Below are 26521 nucleotides of genomic sequence, written 5' to 3'. Positions count from 1 at the left end.
GCGTGCGTACAGACCGCTGAGCATGAAGCGACGGGCGTGGATCACGCTCGGCGCGGTGGTACTGGGCGGCGGGGGTGTGGCGACGTACGCGGTGGCCGGGCCCTCCTCCGGGCACGGACAGGCCAGGCGGCCGGCGAAGGTCTACGACCTGGCCCTGAAGAGCACGGCGGGCGGCAAGCGGGAGCTGCCGCGCACGGGGACCGAGCAGTTCTCGATGCTCGGTGTCTCCTGGAAGGACGCCGGCAAGCGGCTGCACGGCACGGCCCAGGTGCGCACCCGCAGCAGCGAGACCGGCGAGTGGACCGCCTGGAAGGACCTCGAGGCGAACGTCGACCCGCTCGAGGACCCGCAGGCGGGCGCCGGCGCGCGCGGTGCCTCCGAACCGCTGTGGGTCGGCCCCTCCGACGGCGTCCAGGTCCAGGTCGTCCACAAGGACGGCTCCACCGGCTCCGCCCTGCCCAAGGGGCTCGAGGTCGACCTGGTCGACCCGGGGGTGGCGACCGCCGCCGAGCAGAAGGCCGAGCCGGCCGCGTACGCGGCGGACGTGACGCCCACGGACTCCGCCTCGCCGACGGACTCCGCGTCACCGACCGACTCCGCGTCACCGACCGACTCGGTGTCTCCGACCGATTCCGCGTCGCCGACGGACTCGGCCTCCCCGAGCGACTCCGGGTCCCCCTCGACGAGCGCATCCCCTTCGGCGAGCACCTCCGCGAGCCCCACGGCCACCACGCCCACCGCGCCGCCGTCGACCGTGCCCGAGCCGCCGATCGTCTCGCGGGCCGGCTGGGGCGCGGACGAGTCGCTCAGCCCCGACCCCTCGGAGTACAACGCCGAGGTGAAGGCCGTGTTCGTGCACCACACGGACGGTACGAACGACTACTCGTGCGCCGACTCGGCAGCGATCGTCCGGGGCATCTACGCGTACCACACGCAGACCAACGGCTGGAACGACATCGGCTACAACTTCCTGGTCGACAAGTGCGGCACGGTCTTCGAGGGCCGCAAGGGCGGCGTCGACCGCCCGGTGCTCGGCGCGCACACCTACGGCTGGAACCGGGAGTCGGCCGGCATCGCGGTGCTCGGTGACTACACCACCACCGGTGCCACCGACGCGGCCCTGACCTCGATCGCCCGGATCGCGGCCTGGAAGCTCGGCCAGTACGGGGCCGACCCGGCCACCACCGTGCAGCTCAAGGCCGGCGCGACCCAGACGAACTACTTCGGGACCGGTTTCACCGCGGGCAGCTCGTACCCCTTCAACCGGATCTCCGGCCACCGGGACGGCTACAACACCCAGTGCCCGGGCAGCTCCCTCTACGCCCAGCTGCCGACCGTCCGCGCCTGGGCGTCCGGTCCGGTGCAGGGGCTGAAGCTGACCTCGCTGTCCGGAGCGGGCCTGTCCGGTTCGACGTACTACACCAAGGGCGCCATTACCGCGAAGTGGTCGACGACCACGCCCGGTTCGCTGATCTCCAGGTTCGAGCTGCTGGTGGACGGCAAGGTCGCCGCCACCGCCTCGGGCACGTCCGCCTCGGTCGGCGCGACCCTCGCCCCGGGCACCCACACCGTCGCCGTGCGGGCCGTGCACCAGTCCGGAAAGACCACGACGACCGCCGCGCTGAACGTCGTCGCGGAGACGACCGCCCCGACCTTCACCACCGCGCCGAAGCTCTCCCTGCGCACCGGCACGGTCAACACCAGCGCCGTCCCGGTCACCCTCGGCTGGAAGGCGACCGACAACGCCGCCCTGAAGTCGGTGAGCCTGCTGACCCCGACGACGGCCACCTTCGGCCCGACCACCACCAGCTCCAGCCGCACCGCCGCGTCCGGCACCGCGGGGACCTGGTCGATGAAGGCGTACGACTACGCGGGCAACACCCGTACGTCGTCCGCGTCCTTCACCCCGGTGATCCTTCAGGAGACCTCGGCCACCAAGTCCGGCAGCTGGACGGCCCGTTCCTCCACCAGCTACCTCGGCGGGAAGTCGTACTCCAGCGGTGCGAAGGGCGCGAGCCTGACCTGGACCTTCACCGGCCGCTCCGCCTCCTGGGTGGTCAGCCGCGCCACCACCTCCGGCCAGGCATACGTCTACGTCGACGGCGTGAAGGTCGGCACCGTCGACCTCAAGTCGTCGACCACCCTGTACCGCCAGGCGATCTGGACGAAGACCTGGTCGTCCAGCGCCAAGCACACGGTGAAGATCGTGGTGGTCGGCACCAGCGGCCGCCCGACGGTCACGACGGACGGCCTGGTCTACATCAAGTAGGCGACGACTCCCGGCAGTTCACATCGCCGTCTCCAGCGGTCCGGGCGTCCGCTCCTGCGCAGCTCGCGGGGTGGGCGCCCGGTCCGGCGATGGTGTTCGGCAGCGCCGTACCGCGGTCACCTTCGGGCGCCGCCGGTCGCGTCCCGGCACAGCAGCCGCAGCGAACCGTCCCCGCTCCAGCAGCGCCGGGCCTCGTCGAAGGGGTCCCACATCCGGCCGTCGGGAGTGCGTATCCAGTGGTCGCCGCCGGTCGCCCACCACTCGGCGCCCGTCTGACGGACGATCACCTCACCGGCGTACGCCCCGAAACCGCGCAAGACGCTCTCCACCGCGGCGTACGGCGCCCCTTCCTGCCGTATCCCCTCGATCATCCGGTCGACGCGCCACAGGCTCTGCGCCGAGTAGTCGAGGCGCAGCCGCGCCCCCTCGCGCATCGCCGCGACCGCGTCCGCCGCCCACCGCACGGGCTTCGTCGCCGCGCTCGGCCTGGTCTCGTGGAAGGTAGTCACATAGACAGGAGCGGGGTCGGCGGGCCATCCGTCACGCGATTTCCGGGGAGTCCCCGATACCGGCGCAGGACCGCCCCACTGCCACCGCAGGACGGTCACAGGACTCCCTCAGGTGCGCGCTTTTCCCGGGAGTGACGCTTTGCCCCTTCCGCGCGCTCCTCTCACTGATGAGCCTGTACTTCCACCTCCGCGCGGTGCCGCCCTCGGCCCTGCGCAACAGTGCGACCTGGCTGCAACGGCTGTTCGAGGACGACTGGGACACCGTGCGCCGACGGATCGACCGCCACCGCGAGGAGATGCTGGACCACCACTACGTCGACCACGACACCCTCTACGCGGGCGCACCCCCGACCCGCGCCGAGGAGGGCCCCCGGACCCATGTGGTCCTCGGCGGCCGCCCGGTCCCCCACCACGCCCCCGAAGACCCACCGTTTCTCCTGCTGACCGCGGCTCAGGCGGCCCGGGTGGCGGCCTTCCTCACCTCGGCCGACATCGAGACCCTGTGGCACGGGGCCCGCGAGCACCTCCTCCCGCGCTACGGCGGCCCGGCCTCAGAACAGGAAGCCCACGCCCTCATCACCTCGGCCCACCGCGACCTGACGGCGTTCTACACCCAGACCGCCGAGTACGGCGACGCGGTGGTGAAGTGCCTGCTGCGCTGACTTCGTGCCTTGGGGCGCCGGCGCCCACCAACCGTTACCGCTCTACCCGCGCCGCGCCCTCCGCGACACCACCGCCTGCAAAACCCGCCGCCCCTCGATGGACACCTCCAGCGCACGGCGCAGTCCCCCCGCCCCATGCCCCGCAAGCAGCTCCAGCACGGTGACCTGTCGCCGCAGCTCCGCGGCAACGAGCGGAGACATCCCCTCCGTACGCCCCTCCCGCCGGGAGTCGACCGAGGACGCCGCATCGTCCATGGGATCCAGCAGCCGGTGTATCTGCAGCGCCGCGACGGAGCAGGCGTCGGCCCACACCCGCACCTGAGCGGGCGCCCGGTCGACCGGCGCCGCCGCCAGCATCCGCCGGGCCAGCAACGCGGCCTCGTCCTCGACGGACTCGTCGTACTCCCCGCCCCCGGTGAGCTTCAGCCGCGCGTGCTCCAGCCGCGCACCCCACTCACCGACGTCACCGGAGTCCGCGAGGCTGGCCCACAGCGGCCGCAGGATCTCGTCATCACCGCCCAGCAGCGGCACACACCGATCCAAACAAGCCAACCCGCTGGCGGCCAGTCCGCGGTCGTCGGCCTGAGCGATCAGTTCCACCAGGCTCATCCACGCCTCCTTCTGCGGGTCCCGTACCGGGCCCAGCAGGGCTCTTCCCTTACGGAGCCCGCACTTCCCCTTACTGCGTGCGACGGCCCGGGAGTGTCACAGCGGTACCACACCGAGCCGGTCGAGCAACTGGAAAAACAGGTTTTCGGCCAACGGATCGGGGTCGGCGGTCAGTACGTCCAGCAACGGCCCGGTGTCCACGTCGTGCCCCGCCTCGGCGGCCCACGCGACCGCCCGGTCGGCCGCGTCCCGGGGCTCCAGGAAGTAGTCCTCGATGGTGAGCCCCTCGCTCGCGGCGCCGAGGTACCCGGCCATCGCGGCCCGCGCGAGACACGTGGTCCACGCCCCGCTCTCGGGCGCCGCCGCCTCGACCACGACCGAGGCGCTGTCCATGACGTACCCGAAGAGCGCCGGCGCCCCGGTCTCGGCGGCGAGGACGTTCATGTTCCCGACCTCGCCATCCCCGCTCGGATACTCCCAGACCTGCCAGCCACCGGCCGCCGACGACCGCTGCACCATGCCCTTCACCCCGGCGAGCGCGTCGAGCTCCGCAAGCGGCCGCTCGCTGCGGCCCACGACGAAATACCCCCAGTAGCCCATCCCGGCCCCCCACGGCTGTGTCATTCAGATCTGCCTCGCAACGTCCGCACCGGTAACCCCCGCTGACCTGCCTTTCTGCTGGGGGTCCGGGGGTCACCCCCCGGGAAGGCGCAGTACCTTCGGCTCGCGCCGAATACACCACAGTCGTACGACAGTTCGCAGCTGTATGGGCCAAGAAAGCCCAGGCCGTTCGGGGGCGGTCAGCCCAGCCGGCCGGCCAGCGCCTTGAACTGCGTCCACGACAGCCCCGGCCGCCCCGGATCCCACAGCTTCTGCACCGTCGCCCGCAGCGGCATCCGGATCCCGGCCGCGACCTGGTCCTGCGTCTGGGAGTTCGACAGGTCGCACCAGACGGCGAAGGACCCGCCGAGAATCTGCCCGTCGTACCGCGACGGGACCGCCTGCGTGCCGCGCACGACGAGCGGTGTCCACTGCTCGTAGATCCGCTGCCCGGTCGGGTAGAAGAACCTGTTGGGCTGCCCGAGGACGTAGTACAGGAACTCGTCGTTGTAGTTGATCAGCTTCCGTCCGGCGCTCAGATACTCCACCGGCTGCCGTGCGCCGATCTCCTTGCCCGTCCAGTACCCGACCTGCAGATCCTTGGCGGGCTGCACGGACGTCCCCCGGAAGAACCCGTCGTTCCACACCCGCATGGTCCGGTCGTGGGCCCGAATCGTGTCGGCACGGTCGTTGAGCCATCCCGTGGTCAGGTCGGAGACGGTGCCGGCGGGTCCGTACTTGTTCACCGCGGCGGTGGCCAGCTGCGGATAGGAGGCGGCCGGGTTGGACACCATCAGCGCCAGGTACTCGTCACCGCCGAGATTCCACTGGCTGCCGGGGAACAGCCCGGCGTACTCGTTGAGCAGATCGTCGACGATCTTGGCGGCAGCGGGCTTGGAGATGTCGACGGCACCCTTCGCCGCCACGCCCCGCACATTGCGCAGCTGCAGATCGGGGTGAGCGGCGATGACGGCCCCCAGATGCCCGGGCGAGTCGATCTCGGGCACGACGGTGATGTGCCGGCCGGCGGCCAGATCGACGATCCGCTTCACCTCGGCCTTCGTCAGATGCTGCTGCGACACGATCTCGGGGTGCGTGTCGGACTGGATCCGGAACCCCTGGTCGTCGGAGAAGTGCAGCCCCAGCTGGTTGAACTTCAGGTCCCCGAGCTCCCGCACCCGGTCCTCGATCCAGCCCGCGGTGAAGTGCTTGCGCGCGATGTCCAGCATGAACCCGCGCACCGCCTTGGCCGGCCGGTCGTTCACCACCCCCTCCGGCGCCGTACCCCCGCCGCGCACCTCCTGCTTGAGCGTCCGCGTGCCGTAGAACACACCGGCATCCGTCGGCCCGCTGATGGTGACCCGGCCACCGCGCACGGTCATCGCATACGACTCCGGGTTCGCCCCCTCGTCGTCGTTCAGCGCCAGCCGTACGTCCCCGGCCTGCACGTCGTCCTTCTCCCCCGCGTACGTCAGCCCCAGCTCACCGGCGATCAGGCGCCCCTCGTCGGCCAGGTCGGCATCGTTCACGACGACCCGCTCGCCGCGCACCGGACGCCAGCCGGGCCCGCGCGCCGCGGTGTGGGAGCGCACGGCGGGGATGGTCTGCGGGGCCTTCGACAGGGGGTACGAACGGCTCGGGCGCGGCGCCGGGCTCCGGCCGCCCGAGGCGCTGGGCGCTTGGGATCTGCCGGCGGACGGCGACTGCTTCTGCGCGGACCCGGCCGGCCCGCTGTCGTCACCGGAGGCCCAGAACCCCAGGCCGATCCCGAGCGCGACGGTCCCGGCGAACGCACCCGCGATGATCATGCGCCGCTGCTGCTTCACGTTCCGCGCCGGAGACCGGCGCCTGTGCTGGCTCACAGCGTCAACCTAAAGCCCACAGACAACACGACGCGTCCACCACGCATCCCAAAAGTCTCTCTTGCGGGTGAAATTCGGGCATCCGTCGGACACCTCGCGTCCAATCTCGATAACGTAAGACCACATCTCTCGCAGCTCTCACAGCATCCTCTGCCGAAACACACGTGACGCCCACACACCTTCCTGGCCGAGTCGCCGCCATACCGACGCTGCCCACCATCCTGGACGCCTTCAACATCGCGCCCACGGAAGAGGCCCGCAACCTGCTCCTGGGTTGCCTCCGCAGCCTCCGCTGGGCCCACCGGGTGGCAGACCATCGCCCGTACCCGGACATCGACTCCCTACTCGCCGCAGCGGACGAGGCGGCATACGACCTGTCCCCGACAGATCTGTCGGAGGCCCTGGCAGGCGAGACATTGCCGCCACTGCCGGACGAAACGTACGCAATCGCCTACACGGCCCTGAGCGCGGCCCATGCGGCATACGAGGCGAAGTTCGGCCACGCCTTCGTGATCTGCCTGGAGGGCCTGGACGCGAACGAGACCTTGGACCACACGCTGGCGGGCATCCGGTCACGTCTGGCAAACGACGCGGAGGAAGAACGGGTCATTGCGGCTGAAGAGCTCCGGCGCCTCGCAAGGCAGCGGCTGGGCCACTCCCTCAGGGGCGCGGGGCTGTGACGATCTGCGGCTTCCGCCGCGTGGGCGCGACAAGCCCCCACGGCGCCGCACCCGGCAACTGAACCAGGACACCCCACCTCAGAAGCCGCAAACGCTAACCCATACGCGTGCCACTTTGATCACACCGGTAGGCCCCCTGTAAGCGTCAAGCCGGCGGCTGGCTACCATGCTGGGGGCCGGTGGACCGTACCCGGCCGGGCCCGACCGACAGGCAAAGCCGGCGCGGCCCCAATCCCCGCTCCCGGAGGGACTTCCGTGCCGGCTGGAACGCTGTACCGCGGCCGGGAAGGAATGTGGTCCTGGGTGGCTCACCGAGTCACCGGCGTCCTCATCTTCTTCTTCCTGTTCGTTCACGTGCTGGACACCGCTCTCGTCCGTGTCTCACCCGAGGACTACGACAAGGTCGTAGCCACGTACAAGACCCCGATCGTCGCTGTGCTGGAGTACGGCCTCGTCGCCGCCATCCTCTTCCACGCGCTGAACGGCCTGCGCGTCATCGCCGTCGACTTCTGGTCGAAGGGCCCGCGCTACCAGAAGCAGATGCTCTGGTCCGTCGTAGGCCTGTGGGTCGTGCTGATGCTCGGGGCGATCTACCCCGTCCTCGGTCACGCCGCTCGTGAACTGTTCGGGAGCTGACACCGATGGCCACCACTGACACCACCGCGTCCGGGATCGGCCCCGTCGAGGGCGGCTCGCTCTACAACGTGGACAACCCGGCGCCCCTCATCGAGGCCCCGCGCAAGCGCACCAAGAAGTCCCCGAAGTCGACCCGGGGCAACTTCGAGATGGCCGCCTGGCTCTTCATGCGCCTGTCCGGCATCGTGCTGGTCGTCCTGGTCCTCGGCCACCTGCTGATCCAGCTCGTGCTGGACGGCGGCGTGTCGAAGATCGGCTTCGCCTTCGTGGCGGGCCGCTGGGCGAGCCCGTTCTGGCAGGTCTGGGACCTGCTGATGCTGTGGCTCGCGATGCTGCACGGCGCCAACGGCCTGCGCACGGTCATCAACGACTACGCGGAGCGCGCGAACACCCGGCTGTGGCTCAAGGGCCTGCTCTACACCGCCACGGTGTTCACCATCCTGCTGGGCACGCTGGTGATCTTCACCTTCGACCCGAACATCCGCTAGGCACGGGGCTGAGGCAACCACCATGAAGATCCACAAGTACGACACCGTCATCGTCGGCGCCGGTGGCGCGGGCATGCGCGCGGCCATCGAGTCCACGAAGCGCAGCCGCACCGCCGTGCTGACCAAGCTCTACCCCACCCGCTCCCACACGGGCGCCGCGCAGGGCGGCATGGCCGCCGCGCTGGCCAACGTGGAGGAGGACAACTGGGAGTGGCACACCTTCGACACGGTCAAGGGCGGTGACTACCTGGTCGACCAGGACGCCGCCGAGATCCTGGCGAAGGAGGCCATCGACTCCGTCCTCGACCTGGAGAAGATGGGCCTGCCGTTCAACCGCACCCCGAACGGCACGATCGACCAGCGCCGCTTCGGCGGCCACAGCCGCAACCACGGCGAGGCCCCGGTCCGCCGGTCCTGCTACGCGGCCGACCGCACCGGCCACATGATCCTCCAGACGCTGTACCAGAACTGCGTGAAGGAGGGCGTGGAGTTCTTCAACGAGTTCTACGTCCTCGACCAGCTGATCACCGAGGTCGACGGCATCAAGAAGTCGGCCGGTGTCGTGGCCTACGAGCTGGCGACCGGCGAGATCCACGTCTTCCAGGCGAAGGCCGTGATCTACGCGTCCGGCGGCTGCGGCAAGTTCTTCAAGGTGACGTCGAACGCGCACACGCTGACCGGTGACGGCCAGGCCGCGGTCTACCGCCGGGGTCTGCCGCTGGAGGACATGGAGTTCTTCCAGTTCCACCCGACCGGCATCTGGCGCATGGGCATCCTGCTGACGGAGGGCGCCCGTGGTGAGGGCGGCATCCTCCGCAACAAGGACGGCGAGCGCTTCATGGAGAAGTACGCGCCGGTCATGAAGGACCTCGCGTCCCGTGACGTCGTCTCCCGCTCCATCTACACGGAGATCCGCGAGGGCCGCGGCTGCGGTCCCGAGGGCGACCACGTCTACCTGGACCTCACGCACCTCCCGCCGGAGCAGCTGGACGCCAAGCTGCCCGACATCACGGAGTTCGCGCGCACCTACCTCGGTATCGAGCCGTACACGGACCCGATCCCGATCCAGCCCACCGCGCACTACGCGATGGGCGGCATCCCGACGAACGTCGAGGGTGAGGTCCTCAGCGACAACACGACGGTCGTCCCGGGCCTGTACGCGGCCGGTGAGGTCGCCTGTGTGTCGGTGCACGGCGCCAACCGCCTCGGCACCAACTCGCTGCTGGACATCAACGTGTTCGGCCGCCGGGCCGGCATCGCGGCGGCGGAGTACAGCCAGAAGGCGGACTTCGTCGAGCTCCCGGAGAACCCGGCGGAGCTGGTCGTCTCGCAGATCGAGCGGCTGCGTACCTCCACCGGCACCGAGCGTGTGTCCGTCCTGCGCCGTGAGCTGCAGGAGACCATGGACGCGAACGTCATGGTGTTCCGCACCGAGCAGACGATCAAGACCGCGGTCGAGAAGATCGCCGAGCTGCGCGAGCGCTACAAGAACGTCGCGATCCAGGACAAGGGCAAGCGGTTCAACACCGACCTGCTCGAGGCCGTCGAGCTGGGCAACCTGCTCGACCTGGCCGAGGTCATGGCGGTGTCGGCGCTGGCCCGCAAGGAGTCCCGCGGCGGTCACTACCGCGAGGACTACCCGAACCGCGACGACGTCAACTTCATGCGCCACACCATGGCGTACCGCGAGGTGGGCGACGACGGCACCGAGTCCATCCGTCTCGACTACAAGCCGGTCGTCCAGACCCGCTACCAGCCGATGGAGCGTAAGTACTGATGGCAACCCCGACTCTGGAGAAGGCGGACGCGGCCCCCGAGCCCGGCTTCGCCGACTCCCCGTACATCACGGTCACCTTCCGCATCCGCCGCTTCAACTCCGAGGTCTCGGCGGAGGCGGTCTGGGAAGACTTCCAGCTGGAGATCGACCCGAAGGAGCGCGTCCTCGACGGCCTCCACAAGATCAAGTGGGACCTCGACGGCACGCTGACCTTCCGCCGCTCCTGTGCCCACGGCATCTGCGGCTCGGACGCGATGAGGATCAACGGCAAGAACCGTCTTGCCTGCAAGACCCTCATCAAGGACATCAACCCCGAGAAGCCGATCACGGTCGAGCCCATCAAGGGCCTGACGGTCCTGAAGGACCTCGTGGTCGACATGGAGCCGTTCTTCCAGGCGTACCGGGACGTCATGCCCTTCCTCATCACGAAGGACACGAACGAGCCCACGCGTGAGCGTCTCCAGACCGCCGAGGACCGCGAGCGCTTCGACGACACCACGAAGTGCATCCTGTGCGCCGCGTGCACCTCGTCCTGCCCGGTCTTCTGGAACGACGGCCAGTACTTCGGTCCGGCCGCCATCGTCAACGCGCACCGCTTCATCTTCGACTCGCGCGACGAGGCGGGCGAGCAGCGCCTGGAGATCCTCAACGACCGTGACGGCGTGTGGCGCTGCCGTACGACCTTCAACTGCACGGACGCCTGCCCGCGCGGTATCGAGGTCACGAAGGCGATCCAGGAGGTGAAGCGGGCGCTGATCACGCGCCGCTTCTGACCTCCTTTCGCAGGTCTGTCGTACGTCTTCCGTACGCCGCTGAGGGCCCCTCTCCCGGAATCCGTTCCGGGGGCGGGGCCCTTGCTCGTGGGGCCGTGCGCGTACCGGGGGACGGCGGCGCTCGCCCCAATGAGTGACCGCGCACGGCCGGTCCCCACGGGTGCGCTGCACCGCTCCTATTCTGACGGTATGTCAGATGACCAGTCGTACGAACTGCTCGGATTCGACAACGTGCTGCTGCCCGTCGGGGACCTCGCCGTGGCGGTCGACTTCTACCGGCGCGCCGGATTCACGGTGGGCTTCCGGTTCGACGAAGCCGGGATCGCCCTGCTGAAGGTCGGGGTCGAGACACCGGGGATCCTGCTGCGCCAGGAGGAGGAACTGGGGCACCGGTCGCCGCCGTGGCCCTCACCCCGGGTGTGGATCGAGGTGGCCGACGCACGGAAAGCGGCCGACTCCCTCGCCGCCGCGGGCATCCCGCTCCTCGACGACCCCTTCTCCGTCGCCACCGGCTGGACCGCGGAGATCGCCGACCCGTGGGGGAACGTCATCGGGTTCACCGACTACAGCAAGCGCCCGGAGCTCGGCCGCCGCCCCTGAGGCCCGCCCGCGACCCCGCGTCCCTGCGATGCCACTTCGGGCTTGAACGTGTTCAAAAACAGGTCTACAGTCATCCCTGTCAGCGTTTTGAACGCGTTCAAGAAGGGGTGGGGCATGGACCGCACGGTCATCGCCTACGTCATCTACCTGCTGGTCAGCATCGCGCTGACCATCTGGGTGGCCCGCACGCTCAGCCGCAACGGGCGGATCTTCCTCGCCGACGTGCTGAAGGGCAACGAGAAGCTCGCCGAGGCCGTCAACCACCTCCTGGTGGTCGGCTTCTACCTCGTCAACCTCGGCTTCGTCGCGCTGTACCTGAGCGGCGACGAAACCATCGAGGACACCCGGCAGATCTTCGAGGCCCTGTCCACCAAGCTGGGCGTGGTGCTGCTGGTGCTCGGTGTGATGCACCTGGGCAATGTGTACGTCCTCAACAAGATCCGGCGGCGCGGGATGCTGGAGCGGGAGCAGGTGCCGCCGGTCGCGCCGCAGGACTGGGTCGGGGCGTGAGCGAGGTGAGCGCCACGACGGCGGACCGGGTCCCGGTCCGCCGGCTCACCGTCCTGTACGACGCCGAGTGCGCGCTCTGCGCCTTCCTGCGCGACTGGCTCGTACGGCAGCCGCAGCTCGTGCCGCTGGAGCTGCTGCCCGCGGCCTCGGAAGCGGCCCGGCGGCGCTTCCCCGGACTCGACCACGGCGCCACCCTCGACGAGATCACCGTCGTCGGCGACGCCGGCCAGGTCTACCGGTCCGCCGCCGCCTGGATCGTCACCCTGTGGGCGCTGCGCGAACACCGGCCGCTCGCCCACCGGCTCAGCACTCCGTCGGGGGCGAGGCTCGCCCGAGGGGCGGTCCTCGCGGCCTCGAAGTGGCGGGGCTCGATGTGGGGCGGCCGGGTGTACCGCCGCGGCGACGGGTGGGAGTACCACCCGAGCCAGGGCTGGACGTACAGCGCACCGGGCTGCGACGGCGGCTCCTGTGTCACCCCGTAGGCTCTGTTTCCGTGCCTGCGAAGAACGACGGCCCCGACGAGGGCGGCAACCCCAGCAAGTCCGAGCAGACCCGCGCGCTGATCCTGGAGACCGCGATGCGGCTGTTCCAGGAGCGCGGCTACGAGAAGACGACGATGCGGGCCATCGCCCAGGAGGCAGGGGTCTCCGTCGGCAACGCGTACTACTACTTCGCCGGCAAGGAACATCTGATCCAGGGCTTCTACGACCGGCTCGCCGCCGAGCACCGGGTGGCGATCCGGGAGGTCCTGGATCGGGAGACCGATCTGGAGGCGCGGCTCGCGGGCGTCCTGAAGGTGTGGCTGGACATCGCCACGCCGTACCACGAGTTCGCGGTGCAGTTCTTCAAGAACGCCGCCGACCCGGACAGCCCGCTCAGCCCGTTCTCCGAGGAGTCGGAGCACGCGCGCGTGGAGGCCATCTCGGTCCACCGGGAGGTGCTGGCGGGCGCGACGAAGACGAAGGTCCCGGAGGAACTGAAGGACGTCCTGCCCGAGTTGATGTGGCTCTCCCAGATGGGTCTTGTCCTGTACTGGATCTTCGACCGGACGGAGGGGCGGGAGCGGAGCTACCGGCTGGCCGAGCGGGGCGCGCGGCTGACGGCCCGCGGAGTGTCGCTGGCCCGGTTCCGGGTGCTGCGGCCGCTGGTGCGGGAGGTGCACGAGCTGTTCACGGACTTCCTGCCGGGGATGACGAAGGTGCTGCCGACCCCCGGCAGATCGTCCTGAGGCGCGGGACGCGGTCAGTTCACCGCGTCCACCTCCCCCTCCGCCAGCTCCACGTCGTACACCAGCGGACCGTCCGCCACCACGACCTGTGCCGCCCGTGAGCCGTACGACGTGGCGCTCGTCGCCAGCAGGTACGTCCCCGGTGCGGGCACCGACACGATGTACGAGCCGTCCGCCAGTGAGGTCACCCGGTCCAGCCGGCGTCCGCCCTGCGACAGCAGCGTCACCGAGGCGCCGTCCACCGGTTCGCCGTCGGCGGTGCGGATGAAGCCGTGGACCACGGAGGCGGGGCCTTCCCCTGGTCCGGTCTCGGCCTCCTCCCCCGGCTCCACCGCCAGGTGCGGAAGCCGCTTCTCCAGCCAGGCCGGCAGCCACCAGTTGGAGTTGCCCAGCAGATGCATCGCGGCCGGCACCAGTGCCGTGCGCAGGACGAACGCGTCGAGGGCGACCGCGGCGGCGAGGCCGACGCCCGCCATCGCCGCTCCCGAGTCGCCGCTCAGGACGAAGGCCAGGAACACGCAGACCATGATCAGGGCCGCGGAGTTGATGACCCGGCTGGTCTCCGCCAGACCGACCCGGACCGCGCGGGCGTTGTCGCGCGTGTGCACCCACTCCTCGTGCATCCGGCTCACCAGGAACACCTGGTAGTCCATCGAGAGACCGAAGAGCAGGGACAGCATGATGACGGGCAGGAAGGCGTTGATCGGGCCCTCCTTGCCGAGGCCCAGCAGGTCGAGGCCCCAGCCCCACTGGAAGACCGCGACGAGGACGCCGAAGGAGGCGGCCGCGGCGATCAGGTTCATCAGGGCGGCCGTCAGCGGCACCACCAGGGAGCGGAAGGCGATCAGCAGGAGCAGGAAGCCGAGGCCGATGATCGTCGCGATGAACAGCGGCAGCCGGTCACCGGTGACGGAGGCGAAGTCCTTGGACACCGCGGTCACCCCACCGACGTGGGCGTTCGCCCCGGCCTTCGGGATCACCTCGTCGCGCAGGGTGTCGATCAGGTCGTCGGTCTCCTTGGACTGCGGTGACGTCTTCGGTACGACCTGGATGACCGTCACGCCCTGCGCGGGCGGCAGGGCGGCCACGCGGGCCACTCCGGGGGTGGTTTCGATTCCCTTGACCAGGGTGGCGGTGTCGCCGCCCTGGGTGACCACCTGGAGCGGGCCGTTGAAGCCCGGTCCGAAGCCGTCGGCGAGCAGGTCGTACGCCTTCCTGGTGGTCGTGGACGCCTGGTCGTTGCCCTGGTCGGTGGCGCCGAGGCGGAGCGACAGGACGGGGACGGCGAGAACGGCCATGACGACCAGGGCGAGGGCGGCGATCCTGCGGGGCCGCTTCTCGACGTTGGTCGACCAGCGGGCCGCGAGGCCGCTCGCCCGCTCCTGCTCGGGACCCTCGGCGGCCAGCTTGCGGCGCTGGCGGCGGCTGAGCACCCGCGGGCCCAGGAAGCCGAGCAGGGCCGGGAGCAGGGTGGTGGCGGCCATGACGCTGAGCACGACCGTCAGGGACGTCCCGATGACCACGCCGTCCAGGAAGTGCAGCTGTGTCACGAGCATGCCGGCGAGCGCGATGCAGACCGTGCCGCCCGCGAACAGCACCGCCCGGCCCGAGGTGTTGAGGGCGGTGACCGCCGACTCCTCGGGGTCCAGTCCGCGCAGGATGCCGCGCCGGTGCCGGGTCACGATGAACAGCGCGTAGTCGATGCCGACCCCGAGGCCTATCAGGGAGGCGAGCAGCGGGGCGATGTCGGGGATGTCGGTGGTGTGGCTGAGCAGCTGGGTGGAGAACAGGCCCATGCCGACGCCGAAGACCGCGATGGCGATCGGCAGCGTCATCGCGAAGAACGAGCCGAAGGCCAGGAACAGCACGACGGCCGCGGCGATGATGCCGACCATCTCCGACAGGCCCTGCGGCGGCTGCTGGACGCGCTGGATGGCCTGGCCGCCCAACTCGACGTGCAGACCGCTCTTGCGGGCGCCCTGCGCGGTGTCCATGACGTTCTGCACGAGGTCCTTGGGCACCTCGTTCGCGCGCTTGGCGAAGGTCAGCTGGGCGTACGCGATCGTGCCGTCACGGCTGACCTGCGCGGCGCCCTGCTTGCCGGCGTACGGGCTGGTGACCGCGCCGACGCCCGGCATCTTCGCGATCTTGTCGAGAGCAGGGGTGATCCGGGACCGGACCGCCTGGTCCCGCACCGAGCCCTGGTCGACCTTCCAGACCACCGTGTCGGTGTCGCCCGAGGTGTTCGGGAAGGCCTTCTCCATCAGGTCGTACGCGCTCTTGGAGTCCGTGTCCGGGAGGGAGAAGACGTTCGCGTAGTTCGTGCCCGCCGTCGAGGCCGAGAAGCCCAGACCGAACAACGCCCCCACCCACAGCAACAGGACCACCAGCCGGTGCCGATAGCACCACCGTGCCAATGCCGCCACGTTCAACGCTCCTCTACGGTCGTCGGTTGGTCCCCCAGGTCCTGCGCAACAGGATTGGCGGCGCCGCGCGCGCGTGGACAGGAGATGCCCCGACTCTCAAGGAACTCCAAAGAGGGATCCGGCCCCGCTGTCAGTGGCCCGCCCGATACTGGGGTCATGACGACGGCTCCAGGCACCGTGCTGGTGGTGGAGGACGAGCCGAGCATCGCGGACGTCCTCGCCATCGCCCTGCGCTACCACCGGTTCGAGGTGATGGTCGCGGGCACCGTCCGCGAGGCCCTCGCGCTCGCCGAGCGCACCCGGCCCGACGCGGCGCTGCTCGACGTGATGCTCCCGGACGGGGACGGCCGGGCACTGGGGCGCGAACTGCGCGCCAGGCGGCCCGATCTGGCGCTGGTCTTCCTCACCGCGCGGGACTCGCCCGCCGAGATCGTCGGCGCCCTCGGCTTCGGCGACGACTACATCACCAAGCCGTTCAACATCGACGAGGTCGTCGCCCGCATCACCGCGGTGCTGCGCCGCACCCGCACGGCCGACGTCCTGCCGCAGCGGCCCCCGCTGCGCTACGGCGACCTGGAGCTGGACGAGACGACGTACAGCGTCCACCGCGCGGGCCGCTCCGTCGAGCTCACCCCCACCGAGTACGCCCTGCTGCGCTTCCTGGTGCGCAACGGCGGCCGGATCGTGCCCAAGGAGCAACTCCTGCGCCATGTCTGGCAGTACGAGCACACACCGCCCGAGTCGACCGTCGTGGAGACCTACATCAGCTATCTGCGGCGCAAGCTGGACGCGCTCGGCCCGCCGGTGATCACCACGCGGCGCGGTGTGGGATACGGGCTGGCATGAGGATCCGCTGGCCGCACTGCGAGCGCGGCATCCATTCGCTGCGCGCCAAGCTGACGCTGGCGAACGTCGCGCTGCTGGCCCTCGGCATCGTCGCGGCGACCGCGGTCAGCCTGATGGGCATGCGGTACTACCTGCTGAACCAGGTCGACGCCGAACTGAACAAGACCCGGCAGTCGCTGGGCGGTTCGCTCACGATGGAGCAGATCGACGCGCTGGGCGCGCTGGCGATCGTCCGCGACCGGTTCATGCCGCAGCACGACCAACAGGCCCGCCCCGACTCGATCCTCACCGCCGTGGACGCGCACGGGAAGCCGGTCTCCCTGGCCCGTTTCGCCCCGACGGACACCCAGCGCGCCCTCGCGCGTGCGGTGGACGACCCCCGTGCCCTCGCCGCGGCCGCCGGCCCGCACGACATCAGGGTGCACGGCGCCCGCTACCGCGCCACCGCGACCCGCCTCGCCGACGGCACGTACATCCTGTTCGCCACCTCCACGGACGCCCTCCACCACGGCATGCTCAAGGCGCTCAAGCTGGACCTCGCCATCGGCTCGCTGCTGCTGGCGCTGCTGGCCTGTCTGACGATGATGAGCGTCAGCCGCCGGATGCGGCCGCTGGAGGACATGGTGGAGACGTCGACGGCGATAGCCGAGGGCGACCTGACCCGGCGCGTGCCCTCCAGCCACCATCCGACGCAGGAGGTCGAACAGCTGCGGCTGGCCCTCAACTCCATGCTGCACCAGGTGGAGTCGGCGTACCGCACGCGCGAGGACAGCGCGGCCCAGCTGCGCCGCTTCGTCGCCGACGCCTCGCACGAACTGCGTACGCCGCTGTCCGCGATACGCGGCTATCTCCAGCTGTACGACAAGGGCATGCTCAGCGACCCGGACGAGCGCAAGCGGGCCTGGGAGCGGGTGCTGGCGGAGACGGACCGCATGGGGCGGCTCGTCGACGAACTGCTCACCCTGGCACGCCTCGACCAGCAGCCCGAGCTGCGCTTCAGGAACGTCGACGTGAGCCGTCTGGTGCGGGACGCGGCCGAGGACCTGCGGGTGCAGCAGCCGGAGCGGCCGATCAAGGTCGCGGCCGACGGCGCCGTACTGGTGCACGCCGACGAGTCGGGGCTGAGACAGGTGCTGGGCAACCTGGTGGGCAACGTACGCACGCACACGCCCGCGGACGTGGCGGTGCGACTGGGTGTGGAGCGGGAGGACGGGGTGGTGCGGCTGTGTGTCGCGGACGAGGGTCCGGGGCTGTGCGCACAGGACGCGGCGCGGGTCTTCGACCGCTTCTTCCGGGCCGGCGGCGGCGCGGGCAGCGGGCTGGGCCTGGCGATCGTGCAGGGGGTGGTGGAGGCTCACGGCGGTGAGGTGACGGTGCAGACGGCGCCGGGCGAGGGCCTGGCCGTGACGGTCACACTGCCGTCCCGGACGGCCGTACGGCCGTGACTACCGGGCGGTGCTCAGGTGTTGACCGCGACGAGTGCCCACACGGTCTTGCCGTGCCGACCTCTGCTCCACACGCCCCAGGCCGCCGCGACGGTCTCCACCACACGCAGGCCCCGGCCGCTCTCCTCCCACTCGCCGACCAGCCGTAATCGGGGCTCCATCCGGCCCTCGTCCGAGACCTCCACGAGACAGGAGCCGTCGGCGAGCGCGGTCACCGCCACCTCGAACTCCCGCTCGAGGAGCGGTCCGTGGCGTACGACGTTGGTCGCCAGCTCGGACACCAGCAGCACCGCGTCCGCCAGCGCCGGATCGTCCGGGCCGTGCCCCCAGTCGGCCAGATGGTCCCGCACCCGCCGCCGGGCCAGACCGACGGACGCCGGATGCCGGGGCAGCCGGAAGGAGTTGCGTCTCAACACGTTTGCCCCTCATCCTGCGCACACCTCCGCCACACGGTCCCGCGTCAGGTGAGCGTCCGACGTCACCGGGGCGAATGTCAACGCCGCGAGAAGCGTCAGATCCAGCCCAGGCTCCAGAGCCGGAACACACCGGTGCCGTCGTCGAGGTACTGGCTGCCGCCGACGTCCTCGGTGCTGAGGACGTACTCCTTGCCCTGCCACAGCGGGATGACCGGCACGTCGTGGGCGACGTCCTGCTGCAGCGTGACGAAGTCGGAGGCGGCGTCGCCGCGGTCGGCGTACCGCTGGCTGGCCTGGATCAGCTGGTCGACGGCCTTGTTGCTGTAGCCGGTGTTCATGGTGCCCTTGGTGCCGACGAGCGGGGCGCCGAAGGTGTCCGGGTCCGGGTAGTCGGCCACCCAGCCGACGGCGTACGCGTCCAGCTTGCCGGTGGCCCAGCGCTTCTGGAAGTCGGACCACTCGTAGCCCTTCAGGGTCACCTTGAACAGGCCGCTCGACTCCAGTTGCTTCTTGATGGTCTCGGCCTCCTGCTCGGCGGAGCCGCGGCCCTTGCCATAGCCGTAGGTGAAGCGGACCGGTGTCGTCACCCCGGCCTGGGTGAGCAGGGCCTTCGCCTTCGTGACGTCCTGCTTCGGGTAGGCGTCGAAGAACGAGGTGGTGTGGCCGGTGATGCCCGTCGGGATCAGCGAGTACAGCGGGTCGACGGTCCCCTCGTACACCGTGGCGGCCAGCTCCTCGCGGTCGATCAGCCACGCCATGGCCTGCCGGATCCTGCTGTCGTGCAGGGGCGCGTTCGCACGGGTGTTGAGGTAGAGGTTGCGGGTCTCGGCGCTGTCGGACTCGGACAGGCGCTGGTTCGGGTCGCTCGCCGAGAGCCCGGACAGGACCTTGGGCGGCAGCTGGCGGGTGGCGACGTCGACCTGCTTCGCGTTCCAGGCCTTGTCGAGGGCGTTCGAGTCGACGTAGTAGAGCAGGTCGACGGGCCGGCCCGTCTTCTGGACGGCGCCCCTGTACTGCGTGTTCGGCGTGAGGGCCGCCTTCTTGCCCTTGGTGTACGCCGTCAGCTCGTACGGTCCGGTGCCGTCGACGCCCGGGTCGGTGCGCAGGTGGTTCTTCGGGTACGCGTGGCTGTCGACGATCGAGCCCGCCCCGGTGGCCACCTTGAACGGGAAGGTGGCGTCCGGCGAGGACAGATGGAAGGTGACCTTCAGGCCGTTCGCGTCGACCGAGCGGAGCGTGCTCAGCAGCGAGGACGGGCCGACGTCGGACTTGATCGCCTTGACCCGGTCGAAGGAGTACTTCACGTCCTCGGCGGTCATCGTGCGGCCGCTGGGGAAGGCGAGTCCCGTGCGCAAGGTGCAGCGGTAGGTGGTCAGTTGACTGCCCACGAAGTCGCAGCTGCGGGCCGCGTCGGGCACCGGTGAGGCGCCGCCCGGCTCGAAGGTCAGCAGCGACTGGAAAACGTTGCTGAACAAGGCCCAGGATCCCGCATCGTAGGCGCCGGCCGGATCGAGCGAGGTGACCTCGTCCGTCGTGCCGACCTCGATGGTCCTGTCGGTGTTCTCCTGCGACGGCAGCAGCTGCCAGCCGCCGACCCCCACGCCCGCCAGTACCAGCAGTGTCGCGAGAATCCGCATGCGAACCGAGCGCATCGGTTGCCCTTCCCGGGCCCGACGGCCCACCCCACATGCCACTCCCCTAGTAGCGCGGCTCACCTAATCACAGGTTTTTCACCTGGGGGAAGAGGAATCTGTCGAGTTGAGAAAGACGTTACCGCAAGGGGTTTCCGCCAGATTTCACAGGGTTCCCACAGGGTTACCGGCACCGGGTTTCGGCCAGCGGTTTCCATCGGACCCGCGGGACGATTCAGGCCTGCGTCGAGGCCAGTTCGATCACGGTGATGTCCGAGGGCGCGCCCACACGCGTGGGCGGCCCCCAGGCGCCCGCGCCCCGGCTGACGTAGAGCTGCGTGTCGCCGTACCGCTCCAGGCCCGCGACGGTCGGGTTCGCGGCGGCCGCGATGAAGTTGCCGGGCCAGAGCTGGCCGCCGTGGGTGTGGCCGGAGAGCTGGAGGTCGACGCCGTGCCTCACGGCGTCGTGGATCTGGACCGGCTGGTGGGCGAGGAGCACGCACGCGCGTGCCGTGTCGCGGTCGCCGAGCGCCTTGGCGAAGTCGGGACCCTGGCCCTCGCTCTCGCCCGCGAGGTCGTTGACGCCGGCGAGGTCGAACCAGGGCAGCTCGGTGCGGGCGTTCTCCAGCGGGTGCAGCCCGAGCCGCCGTACCTCCTCCACCCACTGCGCCGCGCCGGAGTAGTACTCGTGGTTGCCGGTGACGAAGTAGGAGGGCGCCGTGAGCTGCGACAGCGGTGCCGCCGCCCGGCCGAGGTTCTGCACGCTGCCGTCCACCAGGTCGCCGACGACCGCGACGATGTCGGGCCGGGTGGCGTTGATCGTGTCGACGACCTTCTGCGCGAAGCCCCGGCCCAGGATCGGGCCCAGGTGGATGTCGCTGACCACGGCGATGCGGTAACCGTGCGCCGCGCGCGGGAGTTTGGCCAGCGGCACGGTGACGCGCTTCACACGGGGGCCGCGCAGGACGCCGTACGTGCCGTAGCCGACCGTTCCCACGGCGGCGGCGGCCGCGGCTCCCGCGACCATCCGGGAGACGAAGAGGCGGCGCGACGGATCCGGGAGCGGTGCGGGCTCGGGCCCGGCCTCCGGTGCCTTCGGGGGCAGGGATCCCGCCGGTACCGGCTGCGCCTGCGGCAGGGCGGCCGTGGCGCGCACCCGCCGCTCCGACAGACGGCGCAGCAGGGGCCGTACGACCTCGCCCGCCACCACGGCCAGCAGCAGATAGATCGACAGCGCGAGCCACAGGAAGCCCGGCCAGGCCAGGACCTGCTGGAGCCAGAAGGGCGCGCCGGCGCGCTCGCCGACGACGGCCCCGACCGCCAGCAACCAGCCGGCCGCGATCGCGGCCGCACCCGCGCGGCGCGCGAGGCCCGGACCCCGGGTCGTGTCGCGGAACAGACGGCGCCACAGGTACCAGCTGCCGGCGACGAGGACGCCGAGCGCGAGGAGTGCGATCACCCCGAAGACGACGACCATCGTGCCGCGACCCCCGTTGCCGGTTCTGCCGTTTGCGTGTGTTTTGCCCGCTCTTATGAGGTCTGGCGCACAGCGCGCAGTCCGCGCAACCCGATGACCCCGATGACCGTCCCCCATACGAAGGAGACGACGGCGAGCGTCAGATGCACCCAGAAGTACGCCGTCGGGTGACCGTCGTCGAAGGCGAGCCCGCTGCCGTCCTTGATGAGATTTTTAACGAAAGTGACCCAGATGACCCAGGACCACACCCCGAAGGCGAGCAGGAACCAGGAGACCGGGCGGCTGAGCTTCATGCGTTCAGTATCGCCGCCGCCTCTTGCGTTCCGTGTCGGGGGTGGGGTGGGAGGCGGGACTTCACGGCCCGTGGCATGTACTTTCTCGTCCGTGCCCGCTCCCAAGAAGACCCTCAGGCGATCCCTGCTGGTCACCTCCGCCGTCCTGTCCTCGATCGCGCTGACCGCGCCCGTCACCTTCGCGGCTCCGAGGCCCTCGCCGAGTCCGACGGCCACTCCCCCGGCGGACATGTCGTCCGTGGGCGGCGCCCGTCTCGGGCAGCCGGGCACACAGGTCGATCTGGGCAGCGGCGCGCCCGTGCTCCCCAAGGACATCACCGCGCGCTCGTGGATCGTCGCCGACGCCGAGTCGGGCGAGGTGCTCGCCGCGCACAACGCGCACTGGCGGCTGCCCCCGGCGAGCACGATGAAGATGCTGTTCGCGGACACGGTGCTGCCGAAGTTCCCGAAGACCCAGGAGCACGAGGTGGCGCCCTCCGACCTGGCCGGCATGGGCGCCGGTTCCAGCATGGTCGGGATAAAGGAGGGCGAGACGTACACCGTGCGCGACCTGTGGCTCGGTGTCTTCCTGCGCTCGGGCAACGACGCGGTGCACGTGCTGTCGGCGATGAACGGCGGGGTCGAGACCACCGTCGAGGAGATGAACGAGCACGCCGAGGAGCTCCAGGCCCTCGACACACACGTGGTCACGCCCGACGGGTACGACGCCCCGGGGCAGGTCTCCTCCGCGTACGACCTGACGCTGTTCGCCCGCTCCGGGCTGCAGAAGAAGGACTTCCGCGAGTACTGCTCGACGGTGCGCGCCAGCTTCCCCGGCGACACGACGGAGAAGAAGGGCAAGTCGGTCCGCGAGTCCTTCGAGATCCAGAACACCAACCGGCTGCTGACCGGCGACTCCGACGTCTCCGTCTACCAGGGCATCGCGGGCGTCAAGAACGGCAACACGACGAACGCGGGCGCGACCTTCACCGGTGTCGCCGAGCGGAACGGCAGGGTGCTCCTCGTCACCGCGATGAACCCGGAGAAGAGGGAGCACAACGAGGTCTACAAGGAGACCGCCAAGCTCTTCGACTGGGGCTTCCAGGCGGCGGGGAAGGTACGGCCCGTGGGTGAGCTGGTGGCGCCGAGGAGCGCCGCGCAGTCGGGCGGGCAGTCCGGCGGGAACGGGTCGGCGGGCCAGGCGGGCGGTGCCGCCGGCAAGCCGTCCGGTTCGCCGGTGGCGAGCGCCTCGGCCGCGGGCCGCTCCGGCGGCATGGGGGTGGCCCTCGCCATAAGCGGTGGGGTGCTGGTGCTGCTCGCGGCGGCCGCGTTCCTGGTCAACCGCCGCTGGCCGCTGCCCGATCTGGTACGTCGCCGGTCGTCCCGCCCGTGAGATCCGCCCCGGCGTCCTGGTCGTCCTTCTCCTGCTGCTCGTCCTGCCCGTCCGCCTGAGCCTGCCTGTCCTGCTCGCTCGGCGTCGCCGTCCACGCGGCGCAGAACAGGACCAGCTTCGCCGTGAAGTTGATCCACAACAGCAGGGCCACGGGCACGCCGAACGCGCCGTACATGCTCTTCGCGGCCACGCCCTGCATATAGCCGCTCAGCAGCGTCTTCAGCAGCTCGAAGCCGACGGCGCCGGTCAGCGCCGAGACGATCAGGCGGCGGCGCGGCGGTTCGACGCCGGGCAGCAGCGTGAGGACGTACAGGAGCAGCAGGAAGTCGGCGAACACGGCGACGGCGAACGCGGCGATGTGGAGCAGGACCCCGCCCCAGCCGCCGTTGTCGATGCCGAGCTGCCGGGTGATCCAGCCGACCATCGCGGAGGCGACGGTGGAGGTGGCGAGCGTGACGAGGACGGCGCCGCCGAGACCGACGAGGATGCCCAGGTCCTTGGCCTTGCGCAGGAAGGGGTTCTCCTCCTCGTCGGGCAGCTCCCACACCGCGCGCAGGCACTCGCGCATCGAACCGGCCCAGCCGATGCCGGTGAAGATCAGGACGGCGCCCGCGATGAGGCCGATGGTGCCGGCGTTCTGGACCAGGTTCTGGATGTCGAGCTGGTCGGAGATGCCGGGCACCTGCTCGGCGAGCTTGTTCTGCAGGTCGCTCTGCTGTTTCTCGCTGAGCGTGGCCGCGGCGATCGCGGCGGCCACGGTGAGCAGCGGGAACAGCGCGACAAAGCTGGTGAAGGTCATCGCGGCGGCCAGCCGGGTCCACTTCACCCTGTCCAGACGTTCGAACGACCGCCAGGCATGCGTGAGCATGAGGCGCGCCAGCAGCGGCCCGACGACGGGGAGCTTCTTCAGCCAGTCCATGATCAGACTCTCCCCCAGGTGTGGAAGACCAATGTGCGAGTACCCCGAAAACCCGGCACAGTGCAGCGCCGGGGTCGGCGCGGGCACTCCGAGGGCGCCCCATTTCCCTATTGAGCGATACCCATTAATCACCCATTTCGGGTAGAAGCCTCATGTTTCAATGCTGACCGGTCATAGGCGGGCTATACGGTCACCGATATGTCTGCCGACACCGCTCCGGTCACCCTCACCGGCTGGGGCCGCACCGCTCCCACCGCGGCCCGACTGATCCGTCCACGGACGTACGAGGAGGCGGTGGCCGCCGTCCGGGGCTGCGGGGTCCGCGGAAGCATCCCCAGGGGCCTCGGACGGGCGTACGGCGACGCGGCGCAGAACGCCGGCGGCGCGGTGCTCGACATGACCGGCCTGGACCGCATCCACGCCATCGACGCCGTTGGCGGCACCGTGCTGTGCGACGCGGGCGTCTCCCTGCACCGGCTGATCGAGGTGCTGCTGCCGCTGGGCTGGTTCGTGCCGGTGCTGCCCGGCACGCGCCATGTGACGGTCGGCGGCGCGATCGGCGCGGACGTCCACGGCAGGAACCACCACGTCTCCGGCTCCTTCTCCCGGCACGTCCTGTCGCTGGAACTCCTCACCGCCGACGGCGGGATCCGCACCGTCAGCCGCGGCACGCCCCTGTTCGACGCCACCACCGGCGGGATGGGCCTGACCGGCGTGATCCTCACCGCCACCATCCGGCTCCTGCCGGTCGAGACCTCCCTGATGGCGGTGGACACGGAGCGCGCCGCGGACCTCGACGACCTGCTGGCGCGCCTGACGGCCACCGACCACCGCCACCGCTACTCGGTCGCCCGGATCGACCTGCCGGCCCGCGGCGCGGCGACCGGACGCGCGGTCCTCACCCGAGCCGACCACGCCCCGCTCGACGCGCTGCCCGCACGCGCGCGTGGAGCGCCACTGGCGTTCCGCACCCCGCAGTTCCCTCCTGCCCCCGCCTTCCTCCCGGAGGCCCTGCTGAGCCGCACCGCCATGGGTCTCTTCAACGAACTCCGGTACCGGACGGCGCCACGCGCGCGTACCGGCCGGCTGCAACGGATCTCCGCCTTCTTCCACCCCCTGGACGGCGTTCCGCACTGGAACCGCGTCTACGGCCGCGGCGGCTTCGTGCAGTACCAGTTCGCCGTCGGGCGCGGCCAGGAGGACGCCCTGCGCCGGATCGTGCGGCGCATCGCCGAACAGCGATGGCCGTCCTTCCCGGCCGTCCTCCAGCGCTTCGGGGAGGCCGCCCCGGGGTGGCTCTCGTTCCCCGTGCCCGGCTGGACGCTCGCCGTGGGCCTCCCCGCGGGCCTGCCCGGGCTCGGCGCCTTCCTCGACGAACTCGACGAGGAGGTCGCCACGGCCGGCGGCCGCGTCCACCTCGCCAAGGACTCCCGGCTGCGCCCCGAACTCCTCGCCGCGATGTACCCACGCCTCGACGACTTCCGGACCCTGCGCAAGGAACTCGACCCGCGCGGCGTGTTCACGTCCGACCTCGCCCGCCGTCTCGCCCTGTGACGAAGCGCCGCGTCGTCCAGGGTCCCGGGGGCCGCCCCCGGGAGATGCAGCACGTCCGACCTCTCCCGCCGCCTCGCCCTGTGACGATGCGCCGCATCGACCGGGCCCCGGGAGATGCAGCACGTCCGATCCATTCCGCCGTCTCGCCCTCTAGGAGCTGCTGTCGTGAAGGACGCCTTCGGCCTCCCCCAGTCCCTGCTCGTCCTCGGCGGTACGTCCGAGATCGCGCTCGCCACGGCCCGCCGTCTCATCGCGCGCCGCACCCGCACGGTGTGGCTCGCGGGACGCCCTTCGCCCGCCCTGGAGCGGGCCGCGGAGCAACTGCGCGGCCACGGTGCCGATGTGCACACCGTCGCCTTCGACGCGCTCGACCCCGAGTCCCACGAGACCGCCCTCGGCAAGGTCTTCGCGGAGAGCGACGTCGACATGGTGCTGCTCGCCTTCGGGATCCTCGGCGACCAGGCGCGCGACGAACGCGAACCGGCCTGGGCGGTGCGCGTCGCACAGACCAACTACACGGGAGCGGTGTCGGCGGCCCTGGTCGGCGCACGCGCGCTGCAGACCCAGGGCCACGGCTCCCTGGTGGTGCTCTCCTCGGTGGCCGGCGAGCGGGCCCGCCGCAGCGACTTCATCTACGGCTCCAGCAAGGCCGGCCTGGACGTCTTCACGCAGGGCCTGGGCGACGCGCTGTACGGCACGGGCGTGCACGTGATGGTCGTACGCCCCGGGTTCGTACGGACGAAGAAGACCGCCGGCCTCGCTGAGACACCACTGGCTGAGACACCGCTCGCGACGACCCCGGAGGCGGTCGCGACGGCCGTCGAACTGGGGCTGCGGCGGCGCTCGGAGACGGTGTGGGTGCCCGGCACGCTGCGTGTGGTGATGTCGGCGCTGCGTCACGTGCCGCGCGGGCTGTTCCGCCGACTGCCCCTGTAGCGC

26 protein-coding genes are annotated in these 26521 nt (G+C 70.5%); 16 read left to right on the top strand and 10 right to left on the bottom strand.

Annotated elements, in window-relative coordinates; all coding sequences use genetic code 11:
* The first annotated feature begins 22 nt into the window (after positions 1-22).
* Positions 23-2269 carry an N-acetylmuramoyl-L-alanine amidase gene (locus ACWC1K_RS11020; protein ID WP_450830287.1) on the top strand — a complete coding sequence of 749 codons (2247 nt, stop codon included), beginning with the start codon at positions 23-25 and terminating at the stop codon, positions 2267-2269.
* 116 nt (positions 2270-2385) lie between these two features.
* Here ACWC1K_RS11020 and ACWC1K_RS11015 read toward each other — a convergent pair whose 3' ends face one another.
* Entirely contained in the window at positions 2386-2778 is a 393-nt protein-coding gene (locus ACWC1K_RS11015; protein ID WP_450830285.1) for a hypothetical protein, read from the bottom strand.
* A 167-nt stretch (positions 2779-2945) separates the two neighbouring features.
* Here ACWC1K_RS11015 and ACWC1K_RS11010 point away from each other — a divergent pair, with 167 nt between their 5' ends.
* Positions 2946-3440 carry a DUF1877 family protein gene (locus ACWC1K_RS11010; protein ID WP_450830283.1) on the top strand — a complete coding sequence of 165 codons (495 nt, stop codon included), beginning with the start codon at positions 2946-2948 and terminating at the stop codon, positions 3438-3440.
* 42 nt (positions 3441-3482) lie between these two features.
* On the opposite strand, the gene ACWC1K_RS11005 is transcribed toward ACWC1K_RS11010, so the two are convergent.
* The 3 genes from ACWC1K_RS11005 to ACWC1K_RS10995 form a co-directional block, all read right to left on the bottom strand.
* On the bottom strand, positions 3483-4049 hold the full coding sequence (locus tag ACWC1K_RS11005) for a hypothetical protein (protein ID WP_450830281.1): 567 nt from the start codon (positions 4047-4049) through the stop codon (positions 3483-3485).
* Positions 4050-4145: 96 nt separating this feature from the next.
* Entirely contained in the window at positions 4146-4649 is a 504-nt protein-coding gene (locus ACWC1K_RS11000; protein WP_450830367.1) for a hypothetical protein, read from the bottom strand.
* Positions 4650-4849: 200 nt separating this feature from the next.
* Complete coding sequence (locus ACWC1K_RS10995) at positions 4850-6457, bottom strand: family 20 glycosylhydrolase (protein WP_450830365.1); 1608 nt, start codon at positions 6455-6457, stop codon at positions 4850-4852.
* Positions 6458-6675: 218 nt separating this feature from the next.
* On the opposite strand from ACWC1K_RS10995, the gene ACWC1K_RS10990 reads away from it, so the two are divergent.
* The 9 genes from ACWC1K_RS10990 (at position 6676) to ACWC1K_RS10950 (ending at position 13203) form a co-directional block, all read left to right on the top strand.
* Complete coding sequence (locus ACWC1K_RS10990; protein WP_450830279.1) at positions 6676-7191, top strand: 2-oxo-4-hydroxy-4-carboxy-5-ureidoimidazoline decarboxylase; 516 nt, start codon at positions 6676-6678, stop codon at positions 7189-7191.
* Positions 7192-7446: 255 nt separating this feature from the next.
* Positions 7447-7827: a succinate dehydrogenase, cytochrome b556 subunit gene (gene sdhC / locus ACWC1K_RS10985; protein WP_037884595.1), complete on the top strand. Its 381-nt coding sequence runs from the start codon at positions 7447-7449 to the stop codon at positions 7825-7827.
* Positions 7828-7832: 5 nt separating this feature from the next.
* On the top strand, positions 7833-8315 hold the full coding sequence (locus ACWC1K_RS10980) for a succinate dehydrogenase hydrophobic membrane anchor subunit (RefSeq protein WP_450830277.1): 483 nt from the start codon (positions 7833-7835) through the stop codon (positions 8313-8315).
* A 22-nt stretch (positions 8316-8337) separates the two neighbouring features.
* The gene (gene sdhA, locus ACWC1K_RS10975) at positions 8338-10092 is read left to right on the top strand and encodes a succinate dehydrogenase flavoprotein subunit (RefSeq protein WP_450830275.1); all 1755 of its coding nucleotides are present in this window, start codon (positions 8338-8340) and stop codon (positions 10090-10092) included.
* Positions 10092-10865, top strand: a complete 774-nt coding sequence (locus ACWC1K_RS10970) for a succinate dehydrogenase iron-sulfur subunit (RefSeq protein WP_450830273.1) — start codon at positions 10092-10094, stop codon at positions 10863-10865. The genes sdhA and ACWC1K_RS10970 overlap by 1 nt, the downstream gene beginning before the upstream one ends.
* A 189-nt stretch (positions 10866-11054) precedes the next feature.
* Positions 11055-11465 carry a VOC family protein gene (locus tag ACWC1K_RS10965; protein ID WP_398956898.1) on the top strand — a complete coding sequence of 137 codons (411 nt, stop codon included), beginning with the start codon at positions 11055-11057 and terminating at the stop codon, positions 11463-11465.
* Between the two features lie 114 nt (positions 11466-11579).
* Positions 11580-11975: a hypothetical protein gene (locus tag ACWC1K_RS10960; RefSeq protein ID WP_450830271.1), complete on the top strand. Its 396-nt coding sequence runs from the start codon at positions 11580-11582 to the stop codon at positions 11973-11975.
* Positions 11972-12457, top strand: a complete 486-nt coding sequence (locus ACWC1K_RS10955) for a thiol-disulfide oxidoreductase DCC family protein (RefSeq protein WP_450830269.1) — start codon at positions 11972-11974, stop codon at positions 12455-12457. The genes ACWC1K_RS10960 and ACWC1K_RS10955 overlap by 4 nt, the downstream gene beginning before the upstream one ends.
* 11 nt (positions 12458-12468) lie before the next feature.
* Positions 12469-13203, top strand: a complete 735-nt coding sequence (locus tag ACWC1K_RS10950; protein ID WP_450830267.1) for a TetR family transcriptional regulator — start codon at positions 12469-12471, stop codon at positions 13201-13203.
* Between the two features lie 14 nt (positions 13204-13217).
* Here the strand turns inward: ACWC1K_RS10950 and ACWC1K_RS10945 are convergent, their stop codons facing one another.
* Positions 13218-15620 (bottom strand): MMPL family transporter, encoded by a 2403-nt coding sequence (locus ACWC1K_RS10945; RefSeq protein ID WP_450830363.1) that lies wholly within the window; start codon positions 15618-15620, stop codon positions 13218-13220.
* Positions 15621-15785: 165 nt separating this feature from the next.
* On the opposite strand from ACWC1K_RS10945, the gene ACWC1K_RS10940 reads away from it, so the two are divergent.
* The gene (locus tag ACWC1K_RS10940; RefSeq protein WP_115906323.1) at positions 15786-16475 is read left to right on the top strand and encodes a response regulator transcription factor; all 690 of its coding nucleotides are present in this window, start codon (positions 15786-15788) and stop codon (positions 16473-16475) included.
* The gene (locus tag ACWC1K_RS10935) at positions 16472-17920 is read left to right on the top strand and encodes a sensor histidine kinase (protein WP_450830265.1); all 1449 of its coding nucleotides are present in this window, start codon (positions 16472-16474) and stop codon (positions 17918-17920) included. The genes ACWC1K_RS10940 and ACWC1K_RS10935 overlap by 4 nt, the downstream gene beginning before the upstream one ends.
* A 14-nt stretch (positions 17921-17934) precedes the next feature.
* Here ACWC1K_RS10935 and ACWC1K_RS10930 read toward each other — a convergent pair whose 3' ends face one another.
* From ACWC1K_RS10930 to ACWC1K_RS10915, 4 genes are all read right to left on the bottom strand, one after another.
* Complete coding sequence (locus ACWC1K_RS10930; protein WP_450830263.1) at positions 17935-18336, bottom strand: ATP-binding protein; 402 nt, start codon at positions 18334-18336, stop codon at positions 17935-17937.
* A gap of 95 nt (positions 18337-18431) precedes the next feature.
* The gene (locus tag ACWC1K_RS10925; protein WP_450830261.1) at positions 18432-19988 is read right to left on the bottom strand and encodes an ABC transporter substrate-binding protein; all 1557 of its coding nucleotides are present in this window, start codon (positions 19986-19988) and stop codon (positions 18432-18434) included.
* Between the two features lie 214 nt (positions 19989-20202).
* On the bottom strand, positions 20203-21444 hold the full coding sequence (locus tag ACWC1K_RS10920) for a metallophosphoesterase (RefSeq protein ID WP_450830259.1): 1242 nt from the start codon (positions 21442-21444) through the stop codon (positions 20203-20205).
* Positions 21445-21497: 53 nt separating this feature from the next.
* Positions 21498-21737, bottom strand: a complete 240-nt coding sequence (locus ACWC1K_RS10915) for an SCO4848 family membrane protein (protein ID WP_450830258.1) — start codon at positions 21735-21737, stop codon at positions 21498-21500.
* A 91-nt stretch (positions 21738-21828) separates the two neighbouring features.
* Between ACWC1K_RS10915 and ACWC1K_RS10910 the strand changes: the two genes are divergently transcribed.
* On the top strand, positions 21829-23109 hold the full coding sequence (locus ACWC1K_RS10910) for a D-alanyl-D-alanine carboxypeptidase family protein (protein ID WP_450830256.1): 1281 nt from the start codon (positions 21829-21831) through the stop codon (positions 23107-23109).
* Here the strand turns inward: ACWC1K_RS10910 and ACWC1K_RS10905 are convergent.
* Positions 23054-24028 carry a YihY/virulence factor BrkB family protein gene (locus ACWC1K_RS10905; protein ID WP_450830255.1) on the bottom strand — a complete coding sequence of 325 codons (975 nt, stop codon included), beginning with the start codon at positions 24026-24028 and terminating at the stop codon, positions 23054-23056. The genes ACWC1K_RS10910 and ACWC1K_RS10905 overlap by 56 nt on opposite strands.
* 198 nt (positions 24029-24226) lie before the next feature.
* On the opposite strand from ACWC1K_RS10905, the gene ACWC1K_RS10900 reads away from it, so the two are divergent.
* Both ACWC1K_RS10900 and ACWC1K_RS10895 read left to right on the top strand, forming a co-directional pair.
* Positions 24227-25582: an FAD-binding protein gene (locus ACWC1K_RS10900; RefSeq protein ID WP_450830253.1), complete on the top strand. Its 1356-nt coding sequence runs from the start codon at positions 24227-24229 to the stop codon at positions 25580-25582.
* Between the two features lie 165 nt (positions 25583-25747).
* Positions 25748-26518 (top strand): decaprenylphospho-beta-D-erythro-pentofuranosid-2-ulose 2-reductase, encoded by a 771-nt coding sequence (locus ACWC1K_RS10895; RefSeq protein ID WP_450830251.1) that lies wholly within the window; start codon positions 25748-25750, stop codon positions 26516-26518.
* Positions 26519-26521: the final 3 nt, after the last annotated feature.

The sequence above is a fragment of the Streptomyces sp. NPDC001492 genome, assembly GCF_053597275.1.
Note: the sequence above shows the minus strand (reverse complement) of the source record. Positions and strands in the feature narration are given on the sequence as shown.

Coding starts and splice junctions, on each gene's coding strand:
- ACWC1K_RS11020 (WP_450830287.1), top strand. CDS start 23: ATGAAGCGACGGGCGTGGATCACGCTCGGCGCGGTGGTACTGGGCGGC.
- ACWC1K_RS11010 (WP_450830283.1), top strand. CDS start 2,946: ATGAGCCTGTACTTCCACCTCCGCGCGGTGCCGCCCTCGGCCCTGCGC.
- ACWC1K_RS11005 (WP_450830281.1), bottom strand. CDS start 4,049: ATGAGCCTGGTGGAACTGATCGCTCAGGCCGACGACCGCGGACTGGCC.
- ACWC1K_RS11000 (WP_450830367.1), bottom strand. CDS start 4,649: ATGGGCTACTGGGGGTATTTCGTCGTGGGCCGCAGCGAGCGGCCGCTT.
- ACWC1K_RS10995 (WP_450830365.1), bottom strand. CDS start 6,457: ATGATCATCGCGGGTGCGTTCGCCGGGACCGTCGCGCTCGGGATCGGC.
- ACWC1K_RS10980 (WP_450830277.1), top strand. CDS start 7,833: ATGGCCACCACTGACACCACCGCGTCCGGGATCGGCCCCGTCGAGGGC.
- sdhA (WP_450830275.1), top strand. CDS start 8,338: ATGAAGATCCACAAGTACGACACCGTCATCGTCGGCGCCGGTGGCGCG.
- ACWC1K_RS10970 (WP_450830273.1), top strand. CDS start 10,092: ATGGCAACCCCGACTCTGGAGAAGGCGGACGCGGCCCCCGAGCCCGGC.
- ACWC1K_RS10965 (WP_398956898.1), top strand. CDS start 11,055: ATGTCAGATGACCAGTCGTACGAACTGCTCGGATTCGACAACGTGCTG.
- ACWC1K_RS10960 (WP_450830271.1), top strand. CDS start 11,580: ATGGACCGCACGGTCATCGCCTACGTCATCTACCTGCTGGTCAGCATC.
- ACWC1K_RS10940 (WP_115906323.1), top strand. CDS start 15,786: ATGACGACGGCTCCAGGCACCGTGCTGGTGGTGGAGGACGAGCCGAGC.
- ACWC1K_RS10935 (WP_450830265.1), top strand. CDS start 16,472: ATGAGGATCCGCTGGCCGCACTGCGAGCGCGGCATCCATTCGCTGCGC.
- ACWC1K_RS10925 (WP_450830261.1), bottom strand. CDS start 19,988: ATGCGCTCGGTTCGCATGCGGATTCTCGCGACACTGCTGGTACTGGCG.
- ACWC1K_RS10920 (WP_450830259.1), bottom strand. CDS start 21,444: ATGGTCGTCGTCTTCGGGGTGATCGCACTCCTCGCGCTCGGCGTCCTC.
- ACWC1K_RS10915 (WP_450830258.1), bottom strand. CDS start 21,737: ATGAAGCTCAGCCGCCCGGTCTCCTGGTTCCTGCTCGCCTTCGGGGTG.
- ACWC1K_RS10905 (WP_450830255.1), bottom strand. CDS start 24,028: ATGGACTGGCTGAAGAAGCTCCCCGTCGTCGGGCCGCTGCTGGCGCGC.
- ACWC1K_RS10900 (WP_450830253.1), top strand. CDS start 24,227: ATGTCTGCCGACACCGCTCCGGTCACCCTCACCGGCTGGGGCCGCACC.